Annotated in this window: 18 protein-coding genes; 5 read left to right on the top strand and 13 right to left on the bottom strand. The window is 73.5% G+C overall.

The genetic code is table 11. From position 1 onward, the window contains the following. The first annotated feature begins 154 nt into the window (after positions 1–154). Complete coding sequence (locus AB0O67_RS00185; protein WP_365443736.1) at positions 155–1,288, top strand: methyltransferase; 1,134 nt, start codon at positions 155–157, stop codon at positions 1,286–1,288. Here AB0O67_RS00185 and AB0O67_RS00180 read toward each other — a convergent pair. Together AB0O67_RS00180 and AB0O67_RS00175 are read right to left on the bottom strand one after the other, a co-directional pair. Further along, a complete protein-coding gene (locus tag AB0O67_RS00180; RefSeq protein WP_365443536.1) occupies positions 1,278–2,138 on the bottom strand; it encodes a class II fructose-bisphosphate aldolase in 861 nt (286 codons plus the stop codon). The genes AB0O67_RS00185 and AB0O67_RS00180 overlap by 11 nt on opposite strands. A 77-nt stretch (positions 2,139–2,215) precedes the next feature. Beyond that, complete coding sequence (locus AB0O67_RS00175) at positions 2,216–3,091, bottom strand: SIS domain-containing protein (RefSeq protein WP_365443533.1); 876 nt, start codon at positions 3,089–3,091, stop codon at positions 2,216–2,218. 128 nt (positions 3,092–3,219) lie between these two features. Here AB0O67_RS00175 and AB0O67_RS00170 point away from each other — a divergent pair, with 128 nt between their 5' ends. Together AB0O67_RS00170 and AB0O67_RS00165 are read left to right on the top strand one after the other, a co-directional pair. After that, positions 3,220–3,999 carry a DeoR/GlpR family DNA-binding transcription regulator gene (locus tag AB0O67_RS00170; protein WP_365443530.1) on the top strand — a complete coding sequence of 260 codons (780 nt, stop codon included), beginning with the start codon at positions 3,220–3,222 and terminating at the stop codon, positions 3,997–3,999. Positions 4,000–4,149: 150 nt separating this feature from the next. Beyond that, complete coding sequence (locus AB0O67_RS00165; protein ID WP_365443527.1) at positions 4,150–5,982, top strand: glycoside hydrolase family 15 protein; 1,833 nt, start codon at positions 4,150–4,152, stop codon at positions 5,980–5,982. 47 nt (positions 5,983–6,029) lie between these two features. On the opposite strand, the gene AB0O67_RS00160 is transcribed toward AB0O67_RS00165, so the two are convergent. From AB0O67_RS00160 to AB0O67_RS00110, 11 genes are all read right to left on the bottom strand, one after another. Next, a complete protein-coding gene (locus AB0O67_RS00160) occupies positions 6,030–7,319 on the bottom strand; it encodes a phosphodiester glycosidase family protein (RefSeq protein WP_365443524.1) in 1,290 nt (429 codons plus the stop codon). 182 nt (positions 7,320–7,501) lie between these two features. Beyond that, positions 7,502–9,100: an ATP-binding cassette domain-containing protein gene (locus AB0O67_RS00155; protein ID WP_365443521.1), complete on the bottom strand. Its 1,599-nt coding sequence runs from the start codon at positions 9,098–9,100 to the stop codon at positions 7,502–7,504. Continuing rightward, a complete protein-coding gene (locus AB0O67_RS00150) occupies positions 9,097–9,897 on the bottom strand; it encodes an ABC transporter permease subunit (RefSeq protein WP_365443518.1) in 801 nt (266 codons plus the stop codon). Before AB0O67_RS00150 ends, AB0O67_RS00155 begins: the two co-directional genes overlap by 4 nt. After that, a complete protein-coding gene (locus tag AB0O67_RS00145; protein WP_365443515.1) occupies positions 9,894–10,847 on the bottom strand; it encodes an ABC transporter permease in 954 nt (317 codons plus the stop codon). The genes AB0O67_RS00150 and AB0O67_RS00145 overlap by 4 nt, the downstream gene beginning before the upstream one ends. Then, positions 10,844–12,418, bottom strand: a complete 1,575-nt coding sequence (locus tag AB0O67_RS00140; protein WP_365443512.1) for an ABC transporter substrate-binding protein — start codon at positions 12,416–12,418, stop codon at positions 10,844–10,846. The genes AB0O67_RS00145 and AB0O67_RS00140 overlap by 4 nt, the downstream gene beginning before the upstream one ends. Before the next feature lie 28 nt (positions 12,419–12,446). Continuing rightward, positions 12,447–13,250 carry a class I SAM-dependent methyltransferase gene (locus AB0O67_RS00135; RefSeq protein WP_365443508.1) on the bottom strand — a complete coding sequence of 268 codons (804 nt, stop codon included), beginning with the start codon at positions 13,248–13,250 and terminating at the stop codon, positions 12,447–12,449. An 8-nt stretch (positions 13,251–13,258) separates the two neighbouring features. Next, positions 13,259–14,500 carry an MFS transporter gene (locus AB0O67_RS00130; RefSeq protein ID WP_365443505.1) on the bottom strand — a complete coding sequence of 414 codons (1,242 nt, stop codon included), beginning with the start codon at positions 14,498–14,500 and terminating at the stop codon, positions 13,259–13,261. Next, positions 14,497–15,537 carry a dipeptide epimerase gene (locus AB0O67_RS00125; protein ID WP_365443502.1) on the bottom strand — a complete coding sequence of 347 codons (1,041 nt, stop codon included), beginning with the start codon at positions 15,535–15,537 and terminating at the stop codon, positions 14,497–14,499. Before AB0O67_RS00125 ends, AB0O67_RS00130 begins: the two co-directional genes overlap by 4 nt. Beyond that, the gene (locus AB0O67_RS00120) at positions 15,534–16,613 is read right to left on the bottom strand and encodes a PLP-dependent cysteine synthase family protein (RefSeq protein WP_365443499.1); all 1,080 of its coding nucleotides are present in this window, start codon (positions 16,611–16,613) and stop codon (positions 15,534–15,536) included. The genes AB0O67_RS00125 and AB0O67_RS00120 overlap by 4 nt, the downstream gene beginning before the upstream one ends. Then, a complete protein-coding gene (locus AB0O67_RS00115; protein WP_365443496.1) occupies positions 16,610–17,437 on the bottom strand; it encodes a DUF364 domain-containing protein in 828 nt (275 codons plus the stop codon). Before AB0O67_RS00115 ends, AB0O67_RS00120 begins: the two co-directional genes overlap by 4 nt. Beyond that, positions 17,434–18,690 carry an ATP-grasp domain-containing protein gene (locus AB0O67_RS00110; protein ID WP_365443493.1) on the bottom strand — a complete coding sequence of 419 codons (1,257 nt, stop codon included), beginning with the start codon at positions 18,688–18,690 and terminating at the stop codon, positions 17,434–17,436. Before AB0O67_RS00110 ends, AB0O67_RS00115 begins: the two co-directional genes overlap by 4 nt. Before the next feature lie 334 nt (positions 18,691–19,024). Here AB0O67_RS00110 and AB0O67_RS00105 point away from each other — a divergent pair, with 334 nt between their 5' ends. Together AB0O67_RS00105 and AB0O67_RS00100 are read left to right on the top strand one after the other, a co-directional pair. Beyond that, on the top strand, positions 19,025–19,171 hold the full coding sequence (locus AB0O67_RS00105; protein ID WP_365443490.1) for a hypothetical protein: 147 nt from the start codon (positions 19,025–19,027) through the stop codon (positions 19,169–19,171). Between the two features lie 190 nt (positions 19,172–19,361). Next, positions 19,362–19,916: an alpha/beta hydrolase gene (locus AB0O67_RS00100; RefSeq protein ID WP_365443487.1), complete on the top strand. Its 555-nt coding sequence runs from the start codon at positions 19,362–19,364 to the stop codon at positions 19,914–19,916. Positions 19,917–19,970: the final 54 nt, after the last annotated feature.

Raw genomic sequence — 19,970 nt, 5'->3', positions numbered from 1 at the left:
CAGGGCCTGTCCGGCGGGTCGGGCCGCGGACGCGGGGGCCGGCACCGGCTCGTCGTGGCGACCCCCGCTCACCTACCTCGACGAGTCATCGCAGACTCCCCGCGACCTGACCCGCCCGACAGGCCCTAGCCTGGACGGCACCATGAACGACCGTATGACGACGCCCTGGGGCGAGCTCGCGCTGGCCCGCTTTCCCGAGGACCCACGTGACCGCCTGCGCGCGTGGGACGCCTCCGACGAGTATCTGCTCAGGCACCTCGCGGACCAGGACGTCCCGCTGTCGGGCACGGTCGTGGTGGTCGGGGACCGCTGGGGCGCGCTGGTGACGGCGCTCGCGCGGCACGCGCCGGTGCAGATCACCGACTCGTACCTCTCCCAGGAGGCCACCCGGGCCAACCTCACCCGGGCCGGCGTCGAGCCGGGCACGGTGTCGCTGCTCACGACGCAGGACCCGCCGCCCGAGCGGGTCGACGTGCTTCTGGTACGCGTCCCGAAGAGTCTGGCGCTCCTGGAGGACCAGCTGCTGCGGCTGGCGTCCGCCGTGCACGAGGGCACGGTCGTCGTCGGCACCGGCATGGTGAAGGAGATCCACACCTCGACGCTGGACCTGTTCGAGCGGATCCTCGGCCCGACCCGTACGTCGCTCGCGGAGAAGAAGGCCCGTCTGATCCTGTGCACGCCGGATCCGTCGCGCGAGCGGCCCGCGAACCCATGGCCGTACCGCTACGCGCTGCCCGAGGGCGTCGGCCCGGTGTCCGGGCACACGGTGGTCAACCACGCGGGCGTGTTCTGCGCGGACCGGCTCGACATCGGCACACGGTTCTTCCTCGCCCATCTGCCGCGGACCAGCGGGGCGGCCCGCGTGGTGGACCTCGGGTGCGGCAACGGTGTCGTCGGTACGGCGGTGGCGCTCGCCGACCCGGCCGCCGAGGTGCTGTTCGTGGACGAGTCGTTCCAGGCCGTGGCCTCGGCGGAGGCGACGTACAAGGCGAACGGGGTGCCCGGGCATGCCGAGTTCCACGTCGGCGACGGGCTGGCCGCAGTGGCGCCCGGCAGCGTCGATCTGGTGCTGAACAATCCGCCGTTCCACTCGCACCAGGCGACGACCGACGCGACCGCCTGGCGAATGTTCACGGGCGCGCGGCGGGCGTTGCGGCCGGGCGGTGAGCTGTGGGTGATCGGCAACCGGCATCTCGGGTACCACCTGAAGCTGCGGCGGCTGTTCGGGAACAGCCACCTCGTGGCGAGCGACCCGAAGTTCGTGGTGCTGAAGGCCGTCAAGCGCTAGGCCCTGCGAGCGTGCGCAGGATCGCCGCGACCGTCCGCACCATCGCCTCCCGGCCCACGCTGAGGTACTTGCGCGAGTCGACGGCCTCGGGATGCGCGGCGAGGAACTCCCTGATGGCGCCGGTCATGGCGATGTTGAGGGCGGTGCCGACGTTGACCTTGGTGATGCCGCCCGCGACGGCCGCCGTCAGCTCGCCGTCCGGGACACCGGAGGAGCCGTGCAGGACGAGGGGGACGTCCAGGGTGCCGGAGAGGCTTTTGAGGAGAGTGTGGTCGAGGGTGGCCGTGCGGGTCGTCATGGCGTGGCTGCTGCCGATGGCGACGGCCAGCGCGTCCACCCCCGTGTCGGCGACGAAGGCGCGGGCCTGGGCGGGGTCGGTACGGGCGCCGGGCGCGTGGGCGTCCAGCGGCGGCCGGCCGTCCTTGCCGCCGACCTGGCCCAGCTCGGCCTCGATCCACAGCCCTTGGGCGTGCGCCCAGTCGGCGGCGGCGCGGGTGGCGGCGAGGTTCTCGGCGTAGGGCAGACGCGCGGCGTCGTACATGACGGAGCTGAATCCCGCGTCCGGTGCCTGGCGCAGCAGGCTGTCGCTCTGGATGTGGTCGAGGTGCAACGCGACGGGCACGGCGGCGCGTTCGGCGGCGGTGACGGCGGCGCGGGCCAGCGGGAGCAGCCGGCCGTAGCGGAAGGTGACGGCGTTCTCGCTGACCTGGAGCACGACCGGGCTCGCGGTGGTCTCGGCGCCGGCGACTACGGCCTCGATGTGTTCCAGCGTGATGATGTTGAAGGCGGCGACGGCGGAGTGGGAGCCGGCGGCGCGCGTGACGAGCTCGCCGGTGGTCACGAGGGGCACGGCTTCTCCTTGCTGGTGCTGCTGCTCGGAGGATCACGCGGGTCAGGGGCGGGGCTGCCCCTCCTCGCGGGCGCGTCTCAGAGGATCACCGAGCGGGTGAGGTGGCGGGGCCGGTCGGGGTCGAGGCCGCGGGCCGTCGCCACGGCCACGGCGAGGCGCTGGACGCGGATCAGTTCGGCCAGGGGGTCGAGGCCGCTCGGCACCCACTGTCCGCCGGTGGCCCGCACCTGCTCGGCGAGGCCTTCCGGCGCGGGTCCGAGCATCCAGGTCGCGGTGCCCTCGGTGGTGATGCTGAGGGGGCCGTGCCGGTACTCCATCGCGGGGTAGGACTCGGTCCACGCCTGGGCCGCCTCGCGCATCTTCAGCGCGGCCTCGTGGGCGAGCCCCACGGTCCAGCCGGTGCCGAGGAAGGTGAACTGGCCGCGCTCCACGAGTCCTTGCGGCAGCTCGGTGTCGAGTGCGGTGCGGGCGTCCGGGACGACCGCGTCGGTGTGCAGGCCGAGGTGGGCGCGGAGCAAGGTGAGTGCGGTGGTGGCGAAGCGCGTCTGCACGACCGACCGCTCGTCGGCGAAAGCGAGGACGACGACGTCGTCGGCCGCATCCATGACGGGCGTGTGCGGGTCGGCGGTGATCGCCGAGGTGCGGGTGCGTCCGTTCACCTTGCGGAGCAGGTCGAGCACCTCGGTGGTGGTGCCGGAGCGGGTCAGGGCGAGGACACGGTCGTAGCCGCGGCCGTACGGGAACTCCGAGGCGGCGAAGGCGTCCGTCTCGCCCTGGCCGGCCTCCTCGCGCAGCGCCGCGACGGACTGCGCCATGAAGTACGAGGTGCCGCATCCGACGATCGCGACCCGCTCTCCCGGCGCCGGCAGCGCCGCGCGGTGCTCCGGCGCGAGCGCGGCGGCCCGGGTCCAGCACTCGGGCTGGCCGCGCAGCTCGTCCTCGACATGCGTCATGCCGTACCCCTCCCTACGTTCTGATTGTTCCTGCAAGATACAGCGCACTTTCAAGCAGAATCAAGCATTATGCTGATCGAGGGCTGCGCTAGGGTCACGGGTACCGAGGAACGTGCAGGGAGGTGCGGATGTCGCGGGACGCCCGCTGGAAGGCGCTGCTGGAACTGCTCGTCGAGCGCGGCCGGCTGGACGTCGAGGAGGCCGCCACCGAACTGGAGGTGTCGGCCGCGACCATCCGCCGGGACTTCGACCGGCTCGCCGAGCAGCAGATGCTGGTCCGCACCCGGGGCGGCGCGGTCGTGCACGGAGTCTCGTACGAGCTGCCGCTGCGCTACAAGACCGCCCGCCGCGCCTCCGAGAAGCAGCGCATCGCCCAGGCGGTCGCCGATCTGATCGCGCCCGGCGAGGCGGTCGGGCTGACCGGCGGCACGACCACGACCGAGGTGGCGCGGGCCCTGGCCGTGCGCGGCGACCTCGCCGCCGGCACGCCCGCGCTGACCGTCGTCACCAACGCGCTGAACATCGCCAACGAGCTGGCCGTGCGTCCGCAGTTCAAGATCGTGGTCACGGGCGGGGTGGCGCGGGCCCAGTCGTACGAGCTCATCGGGCCGCTCGCGGACGGTGTGCTGAGCCAGATCACGCTGGACGTGGCGGTGCTCGGGGTCGTCGGCCTGCACGTAGCGGACGGAGCGGCCGCGCACGACGAGGCGGAGGCCGCGATCAACCGGCTGCTGTGCGAGCGCGCCGAGCGGGTGATCGTGGCGGCCGACTCCAGCAAGCTGGGGCGGCGCGCCTTCGCCCGGATCTGCGGGACCGAGCTGGTGGACACGCTGGTCACGGACGCGGCGGTGGACGCGGAGACAGTGCGGCGCTTCGAGGAGGCGGGGGTGACGGTGGTGACGGTCTGATTCCCCCCCTCACTCCTGCCTGGAAGGCACCCACCCGGCACTCATGCCCGGTACACCCGATGTATCCGGTACACCCATTTCATCCCGCCACCCTGTTCGATCGCGCCTAAGCTGGAGAGGCGCTGTACGGGCCGGTCCTGGGAGGCGGCGATGGACGGAACATCGAGCGACGGGGCGCCCGGGCGCCGCGGGTATCTGCCGATCTCCGAGCACGGGCTGATCGGCGATCTGCGCAGCGTCGCGCTGGTGGGCTCCAACGGCACGATCGACTGGTACTGCTGTTCGGCGTTCGACGCGCCCAGCGTGTTCGCGTCGATCCTGGACAAGGAGCGCGGCGGCTGCTTCGAACTGGCGGCGTCCGTGCCCGCGCGGACCAAGCAGTTCTACTTTCCCGACACCAACGTCCTGATCACCCGATTCTTCACCGAGGACGGCGTCGGCGAGGTGCAGGACTTCATGCCGATCACCGGCGAGTCCGCCGAGGCGGAGCGGCACCGGCTGATCCGGCGGGTGCTGTGCGTCCGCGGTGCCATCCCGTTCCACGCGCGGGTGGCCCCGCGCTTCGACTACGGCACCCAGCCGCACACCCTGCGCATGGTGTCGGACGTGGCGGTCTTCGAGTCCGCCGACCTGTCGCTCGGCCTCACCTCCACGGTGCACCTGGACGCCGCCGGTCTCGACGCCCATGCCGACTTCAAGCTCTCCGAGGGCGAGTCGGCGGTGTTCGCGCTGGACCAGGTCGGCGACGACGTGGCGCCGCGCTGCTGCCCGAGCCAGGAGGCGGAGCAGCAGTTCTCGGCGACGGTGGCGTACTGGCGGCGCTGGCTGTCCGCCTCCAAATACCGCGGCCGCTGGCGGGAGATGGTGCACCGCTCCGCGCTCACGCTGAAGCTGCTCACCTACGCGCCCACCGGCGCGATCGTGGCCGCGCCGACCACCAGCCTGCCCGAGCAGTTCGGCGGCGAACGCAACTGGGACTACCGGTACGTCTGGGTACGCGACGCCGCGTTCTGTGTGTACGCGCTGCTGCGACTGGGCTTCACCGGCGAGGCGGACGCGTTCATGAAGTTCGTGACCCAGCACATCACCCCGGGCGACGGCAAGCCGTCGGGGCCGCTCCAGATCATGTACGGCATCGACGGCCGCACCGACCTGCCCGAGCGCGAACTCGACCATTTGGAGGGGCACGAGGGCTCGACCCCGGTGCGGATCGGCAACGCCGCCGCCGATCAGCTCCAGCTCGACATCTACGGTGCGCTGATCGACTCCGTCTACCTGTACGACAAGTGGGCGCGGCCGATCTCCAGCGCCCAGTGGGACGACGTGTGCGCGCTGGTCGACTGGGTCTGCGAGCACTGGCACCAGCCGGACGAGGGCATCTGGGAGACCCGCGGCGGCCGTAAGAGCTTCCTGTACTCGCGGCTGATGTGCTGGGTGGCGATCGAGCGGGCCATCCGGATGGCCAACCGGCGCGGCCTGCCCGCCGACATCGTGCGGTGGCGGGGCGTCCGCGACACGATCTACCGGCGGATCATGAGCCAGGGCTGGTCCGAGCGGCGTATGGCGTTCGTCCAGCACGAGGACGACGAGGTGCTGGACGCGGCGGTGCTGATGATGCCGCTGTCGAAGTTCATCGCGCCCACCGACCCCAAGTGGCTGTCCACCCTGGACGCACTCACCCAGGACCTGGTGTCCGACTCGCTGGTCTACCGCTACGACCCTCGGGCCAGCCCCGACGGGCTGCGCGGCGACGAGGGCACGTTCTCGATCTGCTCGTTCTGGTACGTCGAGGCGTTGGTGCGCGCCGGGCGGGTGGAGGAGGCGCGGCTGGCGTTCGAGAAGATGCTCACCTACGCCAACCATCTGGGCCTGTACGCCGAGGAGATCAGCCACACCGGCCAGCAGCAGGGCAACTTCCCGCAGGCGTTCACCCATCTCGCGCTGATCAGCGCCGCGTTCAACCTGGACAAGGCCCTCGGCTGACCGGCCGACCGCGAAGGACGGCCGGTCAGCGAGACGGACAGCGGGGTTCAGCCGCGGAGGATCAGGGCGTCGCCGACCAGCCGCTCGGTGGTGCCGCTCGGCCGGTTGACCAGTTCGCCCCGGACGGACATGGCGGTGGAGCCGCCGCCATCGAGGTTGACCGCGTCGTGCATGCCGAGCGCCTGGGCGACGGCGGCGGTCTCGTCCATTGTGGTGCCGACGCTGCTGGTCATCCGGCCGTCGATGGTCGCGAGGACGATCCGGCCGTCCTTCGTCGTGCCGCCGACGGTGCGGGGGTTGCGGTCGAAGAAGCTGCCAGTACCGTCCGGGACGACGATCCGGCCGTCGGCCGTGAGCCGGTAGCGGCCGTTGACGCCGGTCAGGCCGCTGTGCAGCGGGACCCGCTGACCCTTCTCGTTCACCAGGTCGGACTTCGTCCGCAGGCAGCCCTCGCCCGCGACCTGCAACAGCGAGGCCGTCTCACGGCCGGTCGCCTGGAGGGAGGTCTGACCCGTGGTCAGCTCCGTGCCCCGGCTCGTGGCGGTGCGGACCACACAGCCACGCCGGTCGAGGACGACCTCGGCACCGGCGCCGGACGGGGTGGCCGCGGCGAACTCGGGCGTGAAGCGGACGACGTCACCGGGCTGGGTGCACTGGGTCTGGTCCGGGAGCGCCGTGCACCCGGCCGGGATCACCGGCGGGTGGTTGATGAACTCCAGCAGCAGGCTCGCCCCGGTGTCCCGGTTGTGCACGCTGCCGGACCAGCTCAGCTTGCCCATGACCACCCGGTCGGTGCGGGAGTCCACGACGAAGTTGACCTCGGCGGGATCGCTGGACGGCTCGCTGAGCAGCTTGCCGCCGTACAGGCCGAGCCCCACGGGGTCACCGGGGTACTGCGCGTTGGCGGTGAAGGTGAAGAAGGAGGCGTTGACGCCCACGAGCGCACCGGAGGCGCGGACGAGGTCGGTGGTCTTCTCGGTGCGGGCGAGGTCGGGGCCGTAGGTGGCCTCCAGGTGGCCGCGCGCCTTGCGGGGGTCGATGGTCAGGACGTTGACGACCCAGGGGCCCCGGGTCGTGGTGTTGATCTCGTCGGCCGGGGCGGGCTCGGTGCCCCGGACGACACGGGTGAGGGTCACACCCCGGGCCAGGGTCTGGCTCGTACGGGTCTCCACCAGGTCGGCATCGCCGAGGGGCAGGGTCCGGGCCGCGAGGGTTGCCTGCGCGGCAGTGGCGGCCCGCGCGGGAGGGGCGGCCTGGGCGGAGTGGGCGGCCAGGATGGCCAGGGCTGCGGCGGTGGCCGCGGCGACACGGGACAGTCCGGCTCTGGTCGTTGTCATGCTCGCGAGGGTCCGAGCCGCAGGCAACAGCCACCGCTTCGCCAGTTGGCCCCATACCGCCGTGTGGGTTAACAACCGCCCGCTCGTCGGGGCATGTTGGCCGGGAGGTGACGGCCACGAGGTACGGCGCGTTGCCTGCCGGTGAAGAGCCTCGGCGCGGCCCGGTCTCGGGCGACGCGCCGTCAACTCTGTGCCGCCAGGCGCTTTGTCGTCATCATGAGGGACAGGGTAAGGACGTGACGGGGCGCGTCCAGTACCTGATCGGCCAAGCCGTGTTCGACGAGTTCGCCCGCGTCCAGGACGGCGATGCGGTGCGCCAGGCGAGCGGTGTCCAGGTCGTGGGTGATCAGGACGAGGGAGATGTCGCCGCGGGCGCGCTCGCCGTCGCGTGCCCGGTGATGGCTTCCGTGGCCGTCGCGGAGCAGCTCCACGAGGACGTCGAGGATGCCGCGGCGGGTCACGGGGTCCAGCCCGGAGGTGATCTCGTCGCAGATCAGGACCCTGGGGCGGGCGAGCAGGGCGCGGGCCAGGGCGGCGCGCTGGAGCTCACCGCCGGACAGCTGCCCGGGGCGGCGCCCGGCCAGGTCCTCGGGGAGGCCGAGGCGGGCGAGGGTGGCGAGCGCCTCCGCCCGGGCGGTCCGCCCGTCGGCGCCGCGCAGGCGTACGGCCGTGCGGGCGACCTGCGGAAGGACGGGCCGGAACTCGTCGAAGGCGGACCGCGCGTCCTGGAAGACGTACTGCACCGCCGCCAGCTGTCCCCGGTCGCGCCGGCGCAGACTGGGTGGCAGCGCGCGGCCGTCGAGCAGGATCTCCCCGCTGTGGTCGCGGTGGAGCCCGGCCAGGCAGCGCGCCAGCGTGGTCTTGCCGCTGCCGGAGCGGCCGACCACGGCCAGGCACTCGCCGGCGGCGAGGGTGAGGTCGGGGACCCGCACCGCCACGGTCGCACCCTGGTGACCACCACGGTGACGTGCCGTCAGGTCCCGCACGGTCAGCACCCCGGCACCGCCCTCCGGCGCGGGCCCGTCCTCGGCGACCGGCGTCCGCGCCTCCAGCAGCCGGCGAGTCCACGCGTGACGCGGCGCCCGCCACAGCCGCTCGGGCGGGCCCGACTCCACGACCCGGCCGGCGCGCATCACCAGCACGTCGTCGGCGAGGGCGCGTACGACGTCGAGGTCGTGGCTGAGCAGCACCACCGCGATGCCCTGCGCGGCGACCGCGGCGAGTTGGTTGACGATCCGGCTCTTGGTCAGGGCGTCCTGACCGGTGGTGGGTTCGTCCGCGACGACGACCCGGGCGCCGGACAGGAGCGCCTGGGCGAGGACGACGCGCTGCTGCTGACCGCCGGAGAGCTGGTGCGGATAGCGGTTCAGAAGGGCTTCGCCGTCGTGGAGCTGTGCGTCGGCCAGCGCTCGCAGGACGCGTTCGCGGGCCGCCGCCCGCCGCGCGGGGCGGGGCACTTCCCTGACCCGGTCGCGGGCGATGTCGTACAGGAGCGCCGAAACGCGGCGGGCGGGGTTGAGGACCGCCGCCGGATGCTGGGGAACATGGCCGACAGCCGCCGGTGCGCGTACGTCGCCGGTGACGCGGGCGCCCGGCGGGTACTCCCCGAGCAGCGCGAGGCCGGTCGTGGTCTTGCCGCTGCCGGAGGCGCCGACGAGCGCGGTCACCCGGCCGGGCAGGACCCGCAGGTCGACGCCGTCGACGACGGCCCTGCCGTCGATCTCGACGCGCAGGCCGGCGATCTCCGCGACAGGATCCGGGTGGTTCGCAACGTCGTTCACTGCTGTCGTTCCCTTTCTGTGGCCGGCTTGTCGAGTGCGGCGTCGAACAGCAGGTTGCTGCCCGTCGTCAGGGCGACGATCAGCAGGGCGGGCACCACGACGGCCCAGGGCTGCAGGGCCAGGCCGGTGCGGTTGCGGTCCACCATGACCGCCCAGTCGGCGGCGTCCGGCGCGACCCCGACGCCGAGGAAGGCGGCGGTCGCCACCAGGTAGAGCACGCCGGTGAGGCGGACGCCCGCGTCGGCGGCGAGGGTGCGCAGCGTGGAGCGGGCGACGTGACCGACGGCCATGCGCCACCATGTCTCGCCCTGCATGCGCAGCGCCTCGACGGCGGGCCGGGCGGCGGACTGCGCGGCGGCGGCCCGGACGATCCTGGCGGCGTCCGGGATGTTGACCACCGCCACGAGCACCGCGAGTCCGGCCGCGCCCGGCTCGAACACCGCGGAGACCAGCAGGATCAGCAGCAGCGACGGAACGGCGAGCAGCACGTCCAGCGGCCGCATCAGCAACTCCTCCAGCGCGCGCCGGTGGGTGAGCGCGGCGAGGAGGCCGAGGGGCACGGCGACGGCGTAGGCCAGCGCGGTCGCCGTGAGCGCGGTCACCACCACCGGCCGGCCGCCGTGCAGCACCTGGTGCCAGACGTCCCGTCCGACGAAGTCGGTGCCGAGCCAGTGGCCGTCGCCCGGTACGAAGGACATGCCGCGCGGGCCCGGTTCCCCCGCGAACGGGGGCCCCAGCACGGCGAGTAGGAGGGGCACGCCGACGACGACCGCGCCGAGCACGAACCGGTACCTCACGCGGCCACCCCCGCACGCGGCGCGAACCGGTGGGCGACCAGGTCGGCACCGAGGTTCAGCACGACGGTCAGCACGCCGAAGACGACGGCCAGGCCCTGCACGACCGGCACGTCGCGTTCGGCGACTGCGTCGAGCAGGACCGTGCCCAGTCCGGGGATCACGTAGAGGGCCTCCACGACGATGACGCCGCACAGCAACCAGTCGACGGTACGGGCGAGCTGCTGCGCGGCCGGGGCCAGGGCATTGGGCAGGGCGTGCGCGTAGCGGACCCGGGCGCCGGGGACGCCGTAGCGGCGGGCGTGCACCGCGTAGGACGCCGCCAGGGCGTCGACCATTCCGGCGCGCACCAGGCGGGCCAGTGAGCAGACGGGCCGGGAGAGCAGAACGAGCACGGGCAGGACAAGCGCGGCCGGATGCGCGAGCAGATCGGTGCCGTAGCCGACGGCGGTGGGTGGCAGCCAGCCCAGCTGGAGCGCCAGGACGCCGACCAGCAGCACGCCCAGCGCGAACTCCGGGACGGCGTACACGGCGAGCGTCACCGAGCTGACCAGCTGGTCGACGGGCCGCCCCGCGTGCCGCGCGGCCAGCACACCGAGGCCGAATCCGAGCGGCACCAGCAGGACGACGGTGAGCGCGGCCAGCAACAGGGTGGGGCCGAAACCGTCGCTGATGTACTGGCCGACCGGGCGGCCGGAGACGAGCGAGGTGCCGAGGTCGCCGTGCGCCAGTCCCACCGCCCACCCCGCCAGCCGCTCGTGGGCCGGCCGGTCCAGGCGCATGGCCTCCCGGATCGCCGCGACACGCGCCGGGTCGGGCTGGTCCCCGGCGAGCGCCACCGCGGCGTCGCCGGGGAGCGCCTCGGTGAGCGCGAAGACCAGCAGCACCACGGCCACGGTCTGCGCGACGCCGAGGAGCAGCCGCCGGGCGACGAAGGAGCGCAGTGCGCTCACCCGAGCCACACCTTGTCGAACCGTGCCCAGTCGAGGGTGTTGGCGGGCGCGTTCTTCTCGACGCCCCTGACGTTCCGCGCCGTCGCGAGGATCCAGTCGGCGAAGCCCCACACAAGGAAGCCGCCCTCGGTGTACAGGCGGCGCTGCATCCGCTCGTACACGGTGGCCCGTTCGGTCCGGTCCCTGGTGGACTGGGCCTGCCGGTAGAGCGCGTCGAAGTCCTTGTGCTGCCACTTCGTGGCGTTGGTGGAGGAGTCGGTGAGCAGCCGCTGGGAGAGGTGCGCCTCGATGGGCATGGCGCCGGAGCGATAGCAGGACAGGGTTCCGCTGTCGAGGATGTCGCTCCAGTACGAGTCCTTGCTGCCCATCCGCACCTCGACGGTGATGCCCGCCTTCCTCGCCTGGTCACGGAAGATGCTGGCGGCCTCGGTGAACCCGGCGGCGACGGCCGAGGTGTCCAGGGTGACCCGGAGGTTCTCGGCGCCGGCCCGCTTGAGCAGGGCGCGGGCCCTGTCGAGGTCCTGCTCGCGCTGGGGGAGACCGTCGGCGTAGTACTCGTAGCCCTTGCCGAACAGGTCGTTGCCGATCTCGCCCGCGCCGGACAGCGCGCCGTCGACGAGTTCCCGGCGGTCGGCGACGAGGAAGAAGGCCTGGCGGACCCGTTCGTCGTGGAAGGGAGGCCGGTCCGTCTTCATCGCGAAGGCCTGCATGGCGCTGTTGCGCAGACGGACGATCTCGATCCGCCCCTGGTTCTCGTGGGCACGCGCGGTGGTCGGGTCGAGTTCGTGGGCGTACTCGACCTGGCCGCCGAGCAGGGCGTTGACGCGCGCGGACTCCTCGTTGGCGACGACGAACTCCAGCTCGTCCAGGTACGGGGCACCGTCCCAGTAGCCGTCGTACCGGCGGACCACGGCCGAGCGGCCGGGGACGAAGGAGACGAACCGGAAGGGCCCGGAGCCGATCGGCTGCCGCTCGGCGTCCGGCGACGCGTGAGCGGGCACGATGTACGCGCCGAACGCGGCCAGCACGTTGGGGAATTCGGCCGTCGGCCGCTTCAGGACGAACTCGATGCCGCGTTCGCCGGTGGCGCGGCTGGCGTCGAGGTCGATCGGCTCGAGGGAGGCCTTGGCGCGGAACGCCTGCTGCGGGTCGGCGATCCGGCGGTAGCTGTGCAGGACGTCGGCGGCGGTGACCGGCCTGCCGTCGTGGAAGGTGGCCTCGCGCAGGGTGACCTGCCAGCGGTCCAGGGTCCTGTTGGGCTCCCATGCGGTGGCGAGGCGGGGTCGGGCGGCCAGGTCGGGGCCGTGGTCGGCGAGCTTGTCGTACAGCGCCTTGGCGCGGGCCACGTCGACGAAGAGGTTGGCCAGGTGCGGGTCGAGGGTCTCGCTCGCGCCGCCCCCGGCGAACGCGGCACGCAGCCGTCCGCCGCGCCGTGGCCTGCCGTCGCCCGCGCTCGTTTCCGGATCGCCGGTGGAGCCGCAGCCGGTGAGCGCGAGGGCGCCGAGGGAGGCGGCGCCGGTGGCGGCGAGGAATCCGCGACGGCGCAGGCTCGAGAGGCGTTCGTGGTGCATGAGGGTTCCTTGGTGTGGAAGGGACAGGTCAGTGGGGGGTGGTGAGGCGCGCGACCACGTGGAGCCGGTCGGCGTCCGCCGTCGTGCCCGGGGCCATGCCTTCGCTCCACCGCGGCTCGGTGCGCGGCCCCGGTCCGTCGTGAAGGTCGAGGACCTCGAAGCCGTGCGCGGCCAGCACGTACCGCAGCTCCTGCGGGAGGAGCAGACGCCAGGCGGAGCGCTGCGCGACGGGCGCCGTTCCGTCGTCGGCCGTCCATGTCCGGACCCGGCGCAGGAGCTGCGCGGTGCGGTCCACGGTGAGGGTCGTGGTGGAGCGGTACTCCGTGCCCCGCCAGGTGAAGGAGTCGACCTTCGGTGTGTCGAGCAGGTCGGTACGGCCCAGGAAGTAGGCGCCGTTGCGCATCTCGGCGACCAGCAGGCCGCCCGCTGCGAGGGACTGGCGGCAGGACGTCAGGAAGCCGTCGAGCTGGTCGTTGGTGTGGCAGTACAGCAGCGCGCTGTCCAGGCACACCACCGCGTCGTAGGCGCCCCGGCCCAGGTCGAAGCCGTGCAGGTCGGCACGGACGTACGCGGGCCCGCGATGGTGGTCACGGGCGTACGCCAGCATCGTCTCGGAGAGGTCGGCGCCGGTCACCCGGCGCCCGACGCCGTACAGATGGGCGGCATCACGCCCGGTGCCGCACCCCATGTCGAGCACGCGGCGTCCGGCGTCGTACCGCCGCAGGCAGTCCTCGGTCCAGCGGCCGGCAAGACGGCCGGGGTCGGGGAATCGGGCCTCGTACAGCTCGGGGTTGTCGGAGAGGAGGTTGCTCGCCGGAGTCGTCGGGGACATGACTCTCCTCAGGCCGGGGACGGTACGGCCGTCTGCCGCGGGGACGGCAGCGCGTTCCGCCGGTGCAGCAGGGCCACGCCGAGGGCCGAGGCGAGCCCGAACAGGGCGCAGCACGCCCAGGGCAGCCATGGGGCGCCGTCCTCCCCGGTGTCCATGGCCCAGCCGACGACGGTGTTGCCGAGGGCGGCGGCGACGCCGGAGACGACGTAGAAGATCCCGTAGTAGGTGCCGGTCAGTTCGGGGCGGCCGAAGCCGGGGATCAGTTCCATGACGAACGGAGAGGCGATCATCACGCCGACGTAGAGCATCAGGGTGCCGAGCAGGATCGGCACCGCGTCCAGCGGCCCGGCGAAGGCGGTGCCGGCCACGGTGGCGGGCGGCAGGAAGGCCAGGCCCATCAGCAGCAGGCCGACGGCTATCCAGCGGGCCCGGTGGCCCCGTCGCTTGAGGGAACGGGTCAGGCGCAGTTGCAGCGTGAGGTTGACCAGCGTGCCGACGAGGAAGACGAGGCCGGCGGCGCCGTCCCAGCCGGTGGCCTGGCGGGCGCCGGACGGCAGGAGCAGGTAGAGCTGGTTCTCCAGGGTGAACATGCCGACCATGGCCAGCGCGAACGCCAGGAAAGCCCGGTTGCCGACGACTTCGCGCCAGTCGGCGAGGACGCCGCCCCCGCTCGGCTCGGCCTGCCGAGCGGGCAGGACCAGGGCCTGGGCGATCGTCAGGAGCGCGAAGATCGCGGCGGCGGTCAGGGCCGACGCGCGGAACCCGACGAGGAGGAGCAGGCTGCCGAGCAGGGGGCCGATCAGCGCACCCGTCGTGGCGAACACGTTGAACAGCGCGAACGCCTCCGCCTTGCGCTCCCCCGACTCCCGTGCGAGGTAGGCCCGTACGGCGGGGTTGAACAGCGCTCCGGCAAGTCCGCTCAGCACGGACGCGGCGAGCAGCACGGCCGGCCCGTCGCCGAGCGCGAACAGCCCGAACCCGACGGTCCGCAGCGCGCACCCGGTGATGATCACCCCGCGCGCCCCGAGCCGGTCGGCGGCGGAGCCGCCGATGACGAACATGCCCTGCTGGCTGAGGTTGCGCACGCCGAGGACGATGCCGACGACGGCCGCCGACATGCCGAGGTCCTCGGTGAGATGGGTGGCGAGGTAGGGAATGAGCAGGTAGAAGCCGACGTTGACGCCGAGCTGGTTGACCAGCAGGAGGCGCACGGCGAGCGGGAACCGGCGTATCTCGTGCCACGCCCTCATGCCGTCACCTCCTCGACTCCGAGCCCCGGCAGGTCGGTTGCGCGGACGAAGCCGTCGGTGCCGCCGATCCCGGTCCACGGGTCGTGTGCGAGCAGCAGATGTCCGTCGAGATCGGCCCAGCGGGCGCGGTCGGCGAGGTGCACGGCGGGGGCCAGGCCGAGGCTGCTGGCGGTGAGGCAGCCGAGCATCAGCGCGGTGCCGCTGCCCTCGACGGCCTCGGCGATGCGCAGCGCCGCGTGCACGCCGCCGCACTTGGCGAGCTTGACGTTGACGCCGTGCACGCGTCCGGCGAGACGGCGGGCGTCGTCGAGGCTCACGGCGTCCTCGTCGGCGATGACCGGCAGCGGGGAACGCTCCGCGAGGGCCGCCAGCGTCTCGGGGTCGCCGGGGGCGAGGGGTTGTTCGACGGCTTCGACTCCGAGGCCGGCGTAACGGTCGAGCAGTTCGGGTGCCTGCGCCGTTGTCCAGGCCCCGTTGGGGTCGAGGAGCAGCCGGGCGCCGGGCGCGGCGTCGCGGATGACACGCACGCGCTCGATGTCGTCCTCGGGATCGGGGGTGCCCGCCTTGACCTTCAGGACCTCGAAGCCGGCGGCGGCCAGGCGCCGGGCCTGGGCGGCGGCGTGCAGGGGCGCGCAGATGCCGAGGGTGCGGGCGGTGGCGGCGACCGGCGGGGCGGCGGCACCGAGGAGCCGGTGGACGGGGCTGCCCGCACGCTTGCCGACGAGGTCGAGGAGCGCGGCCTCGACGGCGGCGGTGACGGCGGGCGCGGTGCCGCCGGCCAACCGGCCTGCCCGCAGTGCCTCCAGGGCGGACTCGGGGTCGGCGTGACGGTTCAGGCCGACGGTGGCGGTGGCCAGGAGCCGTTCGAGGGTCTCGGTGCCGAGGCCGTAGTACACGCTGGTGACGGCTTCCGCGTAGCCGTGCAGCCCGTCGTGTTCGACGGTCAGCCACACGGCGTCGCGTGCGGACATGAGGGAACGGGAGATGCGCAGCGGCTCGGCGAGGTCGAGACGGACGGTGCGCCGGGTGGCCTTCACGGTGAGTCCTTCGGGGAGTCGAGCGGAGCGGTCACACGGGTGCAGCGCACCCATCCGGTGGCCTCGGTGGCTCGCGGGTGCTGGATTTCGACGGGGCGCGGGGCCGCGGTGGCCGGGTCGATGCCGTGTGCGGTGGTGAAGTCGTCGTCGAAGACGGTGCCGAGGTAGCGGTGCGGCCCGTCCGGGAAGACGGTGGCGACCACCGCCCCCGGATGGACGCGGGCCGCCCAGGCGGAGACGAGCGCGACCGCGCCGGTGCTCCAGCCGCCGGTGACGAAACCGCCGCGGGCCAGGCGGCGGCAGCTGTCCACGGCCTCGGCGGGGCCGATCCAGTGCACTTCGTCGAAGGCGTCGTGGGCGACGTTGCGCGGGTGGATGCTGCTGCCGAGGCCGCGCATCACCCGGGGGCGGTCCGGCTGGCCGAAGATCGTCGACCCGGTCGCGTCGACACCGATGAGCCGCAGGCCGGGCCAGTGCCGGCGCAGCGGGCCGACGATACCGGCGCTGTGGCCGCCGGTACCGACACTGCACACCAGGACGTCCACATGGTCGAGCTGCACGGCCAGTTCGGCGGCGAGCGAGGCGTAACCGGCCGTATTGTCGGGGTTGTTGTACTGGTCGGGCCAGTAGGCGCCGGGCAGGCCGGTGAGCAGCTCCCGCAGCCGTGCGAGGCGGGCCGCCTGCCAGCCGCCCCGGGCGGCGGGCCGGTCGACGATCTCCAGCCGCACACCGTGGGCGCGCAGCAACTGCCGCATGGACGGCTCCAGTTCGGTGTCGCCGACCAGCACCACGGGATGACCGAGGGCCACACCCGCGAAGGCCAGCCCGAGGCCGAGGGTCCCGGACGTCGACTCCACGACCGGCGCACCGGGCCGCAGCTCCCCGCGCTCGCGGGCGCCGAGCAGCATCGACACCGCGGCCCGCGCCTTCATCCCGCCCGCCGCGAGGCCTTCGAGCTTGGCCCAGAAACCGGGGTGCGGACCGGGCAGTTCGGTGCCGATCCGGACCAGAGGCGTACGGCCGAGGAGGTCGAGCAGCTCGGGGCGCGCCGGGGTGCGTACGGCGGTGGTGGTCATCGCTCGCCCTCGCGGTAGCGGTGGATGACGCCGGGCCCGCCGTCCAGCCAGAAGAAGGGGTACGGCTCCGCGCACACCGCGCTCACGCCCTGTCCGAGAAGGCGGGGCAGGACGGCACTGCCGGTCTGGGCGAACATCACCAGCCGCTTGTCGTGCCGCTCGGCGTGCGCGCGCAGCGGGTCGAAAGTGCCGTTGCCGAGCGTCATTCCGGAGACGAGCAGCGCGTCGCAGCGGCCGGCGGCGGAGAGGGCGTCGGTGACGACCGGCTCGCCCCACTCGGTGACCCCGCCCTTGAGGTCGCAGGGAAGGTAGTGGACCCCGCGTGCCCGCAGCTCCTCCAGCAGCGAGTTGACGACCCCGACGACCAGCACGGTGGACCCGGCCGGCGGATCGAGCAGCTCGACGACGGCCCGTGCGCGGGCGCGCGACTTCTGCAGCGAGGACCCGGCGGGCAGCCGTACCGGCTCGGCCCCGTGCTCCGGCGTGTGCGGGAAGACGTGCGCCAGACAGGCGTCGAGCGCCGCCACGCGCACCGGCGGCAGCGGGTGGGCCAGGAGCCGGGCCACGTCCGCGCCCGCACAGTCGTCGAGGGCGCTCTCGGGCAGCGCCCCGGGTTCGACGGCGCAGGACCCGACGGCCTCGCCGAGGCGCAGGCTGAGGACCTCGTTGCGGTAGCCGGTGCCGCGCCCGGTGTGCCGTACGGCCTGTCGGGTGGTGAAGGCGACGGCGATCCGCAGTCCGGCGGGGTCGAACCCGAGCTCTTGAGCCCGGACCCGGTCCACGAGATCGGCGAGCGTCCGGTAGGTGGCGGTGCCGAGGGTCATCGGATCACCATCCCGGCGCGCACTGCCGTCAGCAGGGCCTCGACGCGATCACGGGCGCCGGGGCCTTCGGCGTCGCCCGCCATGACGTGGCCGAGGTACTCGTTGTTGCTCCCGGCCGCCGTGACCGGGCGGCCGGGCTCGGCGAGATGGGCCTCCAGCACGCCGGGGGCGGCGGCGAGTCCGGCGCCGTCGAGGGCCTCGAGGGTGCCGGCGGTGTGCGGTACGAGGAAGCCGATGGCGGCGCTGCGCAGCCCGGTGTCGGTGCGGCGCAGGTCAGGGGTGCGGCCCAGGGCGACGTCGACGAAGGCCGCGGCGAGGTCGATACCGGTGACGTGGCGGACCAGCTCGGTGATGCGGTTGCCGGCGGGACGCGGGTTGACCTCGACGACGCGCGGACCGGCGGAGGTCAGTTTGATCTCGGTGTGCGCGACCACGCCGTCGGTCAGCCCGAGCGCCTTCAGGGCGCCCAGCGCCGTCCGCTCGGCGGCCTCCGTGCCGGCGGGCCCGAGGGCGGCCGGGAACATGTGGCCGGTCTCGATGAAGGCGGGCGCCCCGCCGACGCTCTTGTCGGTCACGCCGACGATGTGCACCGCGCCCGCGTGGGACACGGTCTCGACGCTCACCTCGGGCCCGTCCAACAACTCCTCCAGGAGGACCACGGGTGCCCGGCGCTGCCCGCGCGCGTTGACCGGGTAGCCGGCCAGCGCCCGCCACGCGGCGGCCAGTTCGGCCTCGTCGTCCACGCGCCGCACGTACATGCCCGCGCACAGGTCGACGGGTTTGACGACCAGCGGGTAGCCGATCTCCCGGGCGGCGCGTGCGAGGTCCGCCCACGCCTCGTGGACGGCGAACCGCGGCTGGGGCAGTCCGGCGGCGGCGAGGACGCGGCGGGTGGCGTCCTTGCGGCAGGCGTTCGCGACGGCTTCCGGACCCGGTCCGGGAAGGCCGAGGCGGCCGGCGACGCGCGCCACCGCCGGCAGGTAGTAGTCGCAGGACGTGAGGACGCCGTCGAAGCCCAGCAGCGGGTGCAGCCGCTCGACCTCGAGCAGCAGCGCCTCGGTGTCGTTGGTGTCGGCGGTGATGATGTTGCGGGCCCCCAGCAGCGGATGCGCGGTGCCCTCCGGTGCCGACCGCAGGTAGTGGTGCAGGTCACGGGTGAGGAACGTGAAGTGGTGTCCTCCCTCCCGGATCGCACGCGGCAGCAGCCTGCTCATCGAGCCGACCCAGCTTTCGACCACCAGCAGATGACCCACAACTCCCCTTTTCAGGCGCGTAGTTCAGACGTCGGCGCAGCCCGGCGGGGCCCCTGCTCGGAGCAGGGCGCCGGGTTGTGCGCAGCACACGTTAGCGACAATGATTCCCATTGTCATCTGACTGTCCGACAAGCGTTCGGAGCGCCTCGCGCCCCTCCCCTCCCGCCGCACCGTCCTGCTGTGCGTCCTCGCGGCCGGTGCCGCGGCCCTCTCCCCCGCCGGTCCGGCAGCCGGGAACGCCCCTACCGCCGCCCCCACCCTCCGTTTCGGCGCCTGCCCCGCCTCCCTACCGGCGCCGCCCGCCCCGGACCGCGTCGAGTGCGGGAGCGTCACGGTGCCGCTCGACCGGGACCGGCCCCGCGGGCGGCGTATCGGGATGGCCGTCTCCCGCGTCCCCGCCTCGGGCACGACCGCCGAACGGCGCGGCATCCTGCTGGTCAACCCGGGCGGGCCGGCGGCTCCGGGCTGGCCTACGCGGTGACGAAGCGGGCCAAGCTCCCCGAGAGCGTGCGGCGTTCGTACGACGTCATCGGCTTCGACCCGCGCGGCGTCGGCCTCAGTGCCCCCGCCGGCCGCGGCCCGATGGGCGGCCTCTTCGACAGCCCCGGCGCGGACCCGGTGCCGGCGGGCCTCACGGCGGAGCGCGCGTACCCGCGGAGTTCGACCGGGCGGTGTACCGCGCCCTGGGCCGTACCGAACGCTGGTCGGGGCTCGCCGACGGTCTGCGCACCCACCTGCGGGACGCCGCGGTGAGGGGCCTGCGCCCGGCCTCACCTTTCGACAGCGCCTCCTCGCGCAACTACGAGGCGGCGAACCGGATCGTCAAGTGTGCCGGCGGGCCGGCGCCGACGCCCGAGCACGTCCTGACGGACATCCGCCGCACCCGCCGTATCGACCCCCAGCCGGTACCGACCGGCATGGAGGCGTCCACCTGCGCCTACTGGCACCACGGTCCGGCCCACGCACCCCGCTCGGCGGCGTGCCGCCACTGCTCCTGGTGGCCTCGGCACACGACCCGGTCACGCCCGTCGAGGGCGCGCGGGAGCTACGGCGGCTGCTGCTCACGCCTGGTGACTCTGGAGAACGACTACTCGCACGGGGTGTTCGCCAGCCGGGGCGAGGCGTGCGTCGACGACACGGTGGCGGCGTACCTGCTGGACGGGAGGGTCCCGGCGGCGGATGTACGGTGCGCGGGGCCGGGACTGCCGGAGCCGTCGGGCCGCTGAGAACGCCGACGCCCGGACCACAGGTGAGCAGGGTCCGGGCGTCGCTACGGCGTG

Origin of the sequence: Streptomyces sp. NPDC086077 (genome assembly GCF_040686175.1) — a bacterium.
In the GTDB taxonomy this organism is placed as follows: Bacteria; Actinomycetota; Actinomycetes; order Streptomycetales; family Streptomycetaceae; genus Streptomyces.
The sequence above is the reverse complement of the archived record's forward strand: the minus strand, read 5'-3'. Positions and strand labels throughout refer to the sequence as shown.

What these genes read in the sequence shown, in the direction of transcription:
- AB0O67_RS00185 (WP_365443736.1), top strand. Translation starts at nt 155, where the DNA reads ATGACGACGCCCTGGGGCGAGCTCGCGCTGGCCCGCTTTCCCGAGGAC.
- AB0O67_RS00175 (WP_365443533.1), bottom strand. Translation starts at nt 3,091, where the DNA reads ATGACGCATGTCGAGGACGAGCTGCGCGGCCAGCCCGAGTGCTGGACC.
- AB0O67_RS00170 (WP_365443530.1), top strand. Translation starts at nt 3,220, where the DNA reads ATGTCGCGGGACGCCCGCTGGAAGGCGCTGCTGGAACTGCTCGTCGAG.
- AB0O67_RS00165 (WP_365443527.1), top strand. Translation starts at nt 4,150, where the DNA reads ATGGACGGAACATCGAGCGACGGGGCGCCCGGGCGCCGCGGGTATCTG.
- AB0O67_RS00160 (WP_365443524.1), bottom strand. Translation starts at nt 7,319, where the DNA reads ATGACAACGACCAGAGCCGGACTGTCCCGTGTCGCCGCGGCCACCGCC.
- AB0O67_RS00140 (WP_365443512.1), bottom strand. Translation starts at nt 12,418, where the DNA reads ATGCACCACGAACGCCTCTCGAGCCTGCGCCGTCGCGGATTCCTCGCC.
- AB0O67_RS00135 (WP_365443508.1), bottom strand. Translation starts at nt 13,250, where the DNA reads ATGTCCCCGACGACTCCGGCGAGCAACCTCCTCTCCGACAACCCCGAG.
- AB0O67_RS00130 (WP_365443505.1), bottom strand. Translation starts at nt 14,500, where the DNA reads ATGAGGGCGTGGCACGAGATACGCCGGTTCCCGCTCGCCGTGCGCCTC.
- AB0O67_RS00120 (WP_365443499.1), bottom strand. Translation starts at nt 16,613, where the DNA reads ATGACCACCACCGCCGTACGCACCCCGGCGCGCCCCGAGCTGCTCGAC.
- AB0O67_RS00115 (WP_365443496.1), bottom strand. Translation starts at nt 17,437, where the DNA reads ATGACCCTCGGCACCGCCACCTACCGGACGCTCGCCGATCTCGTGGAC.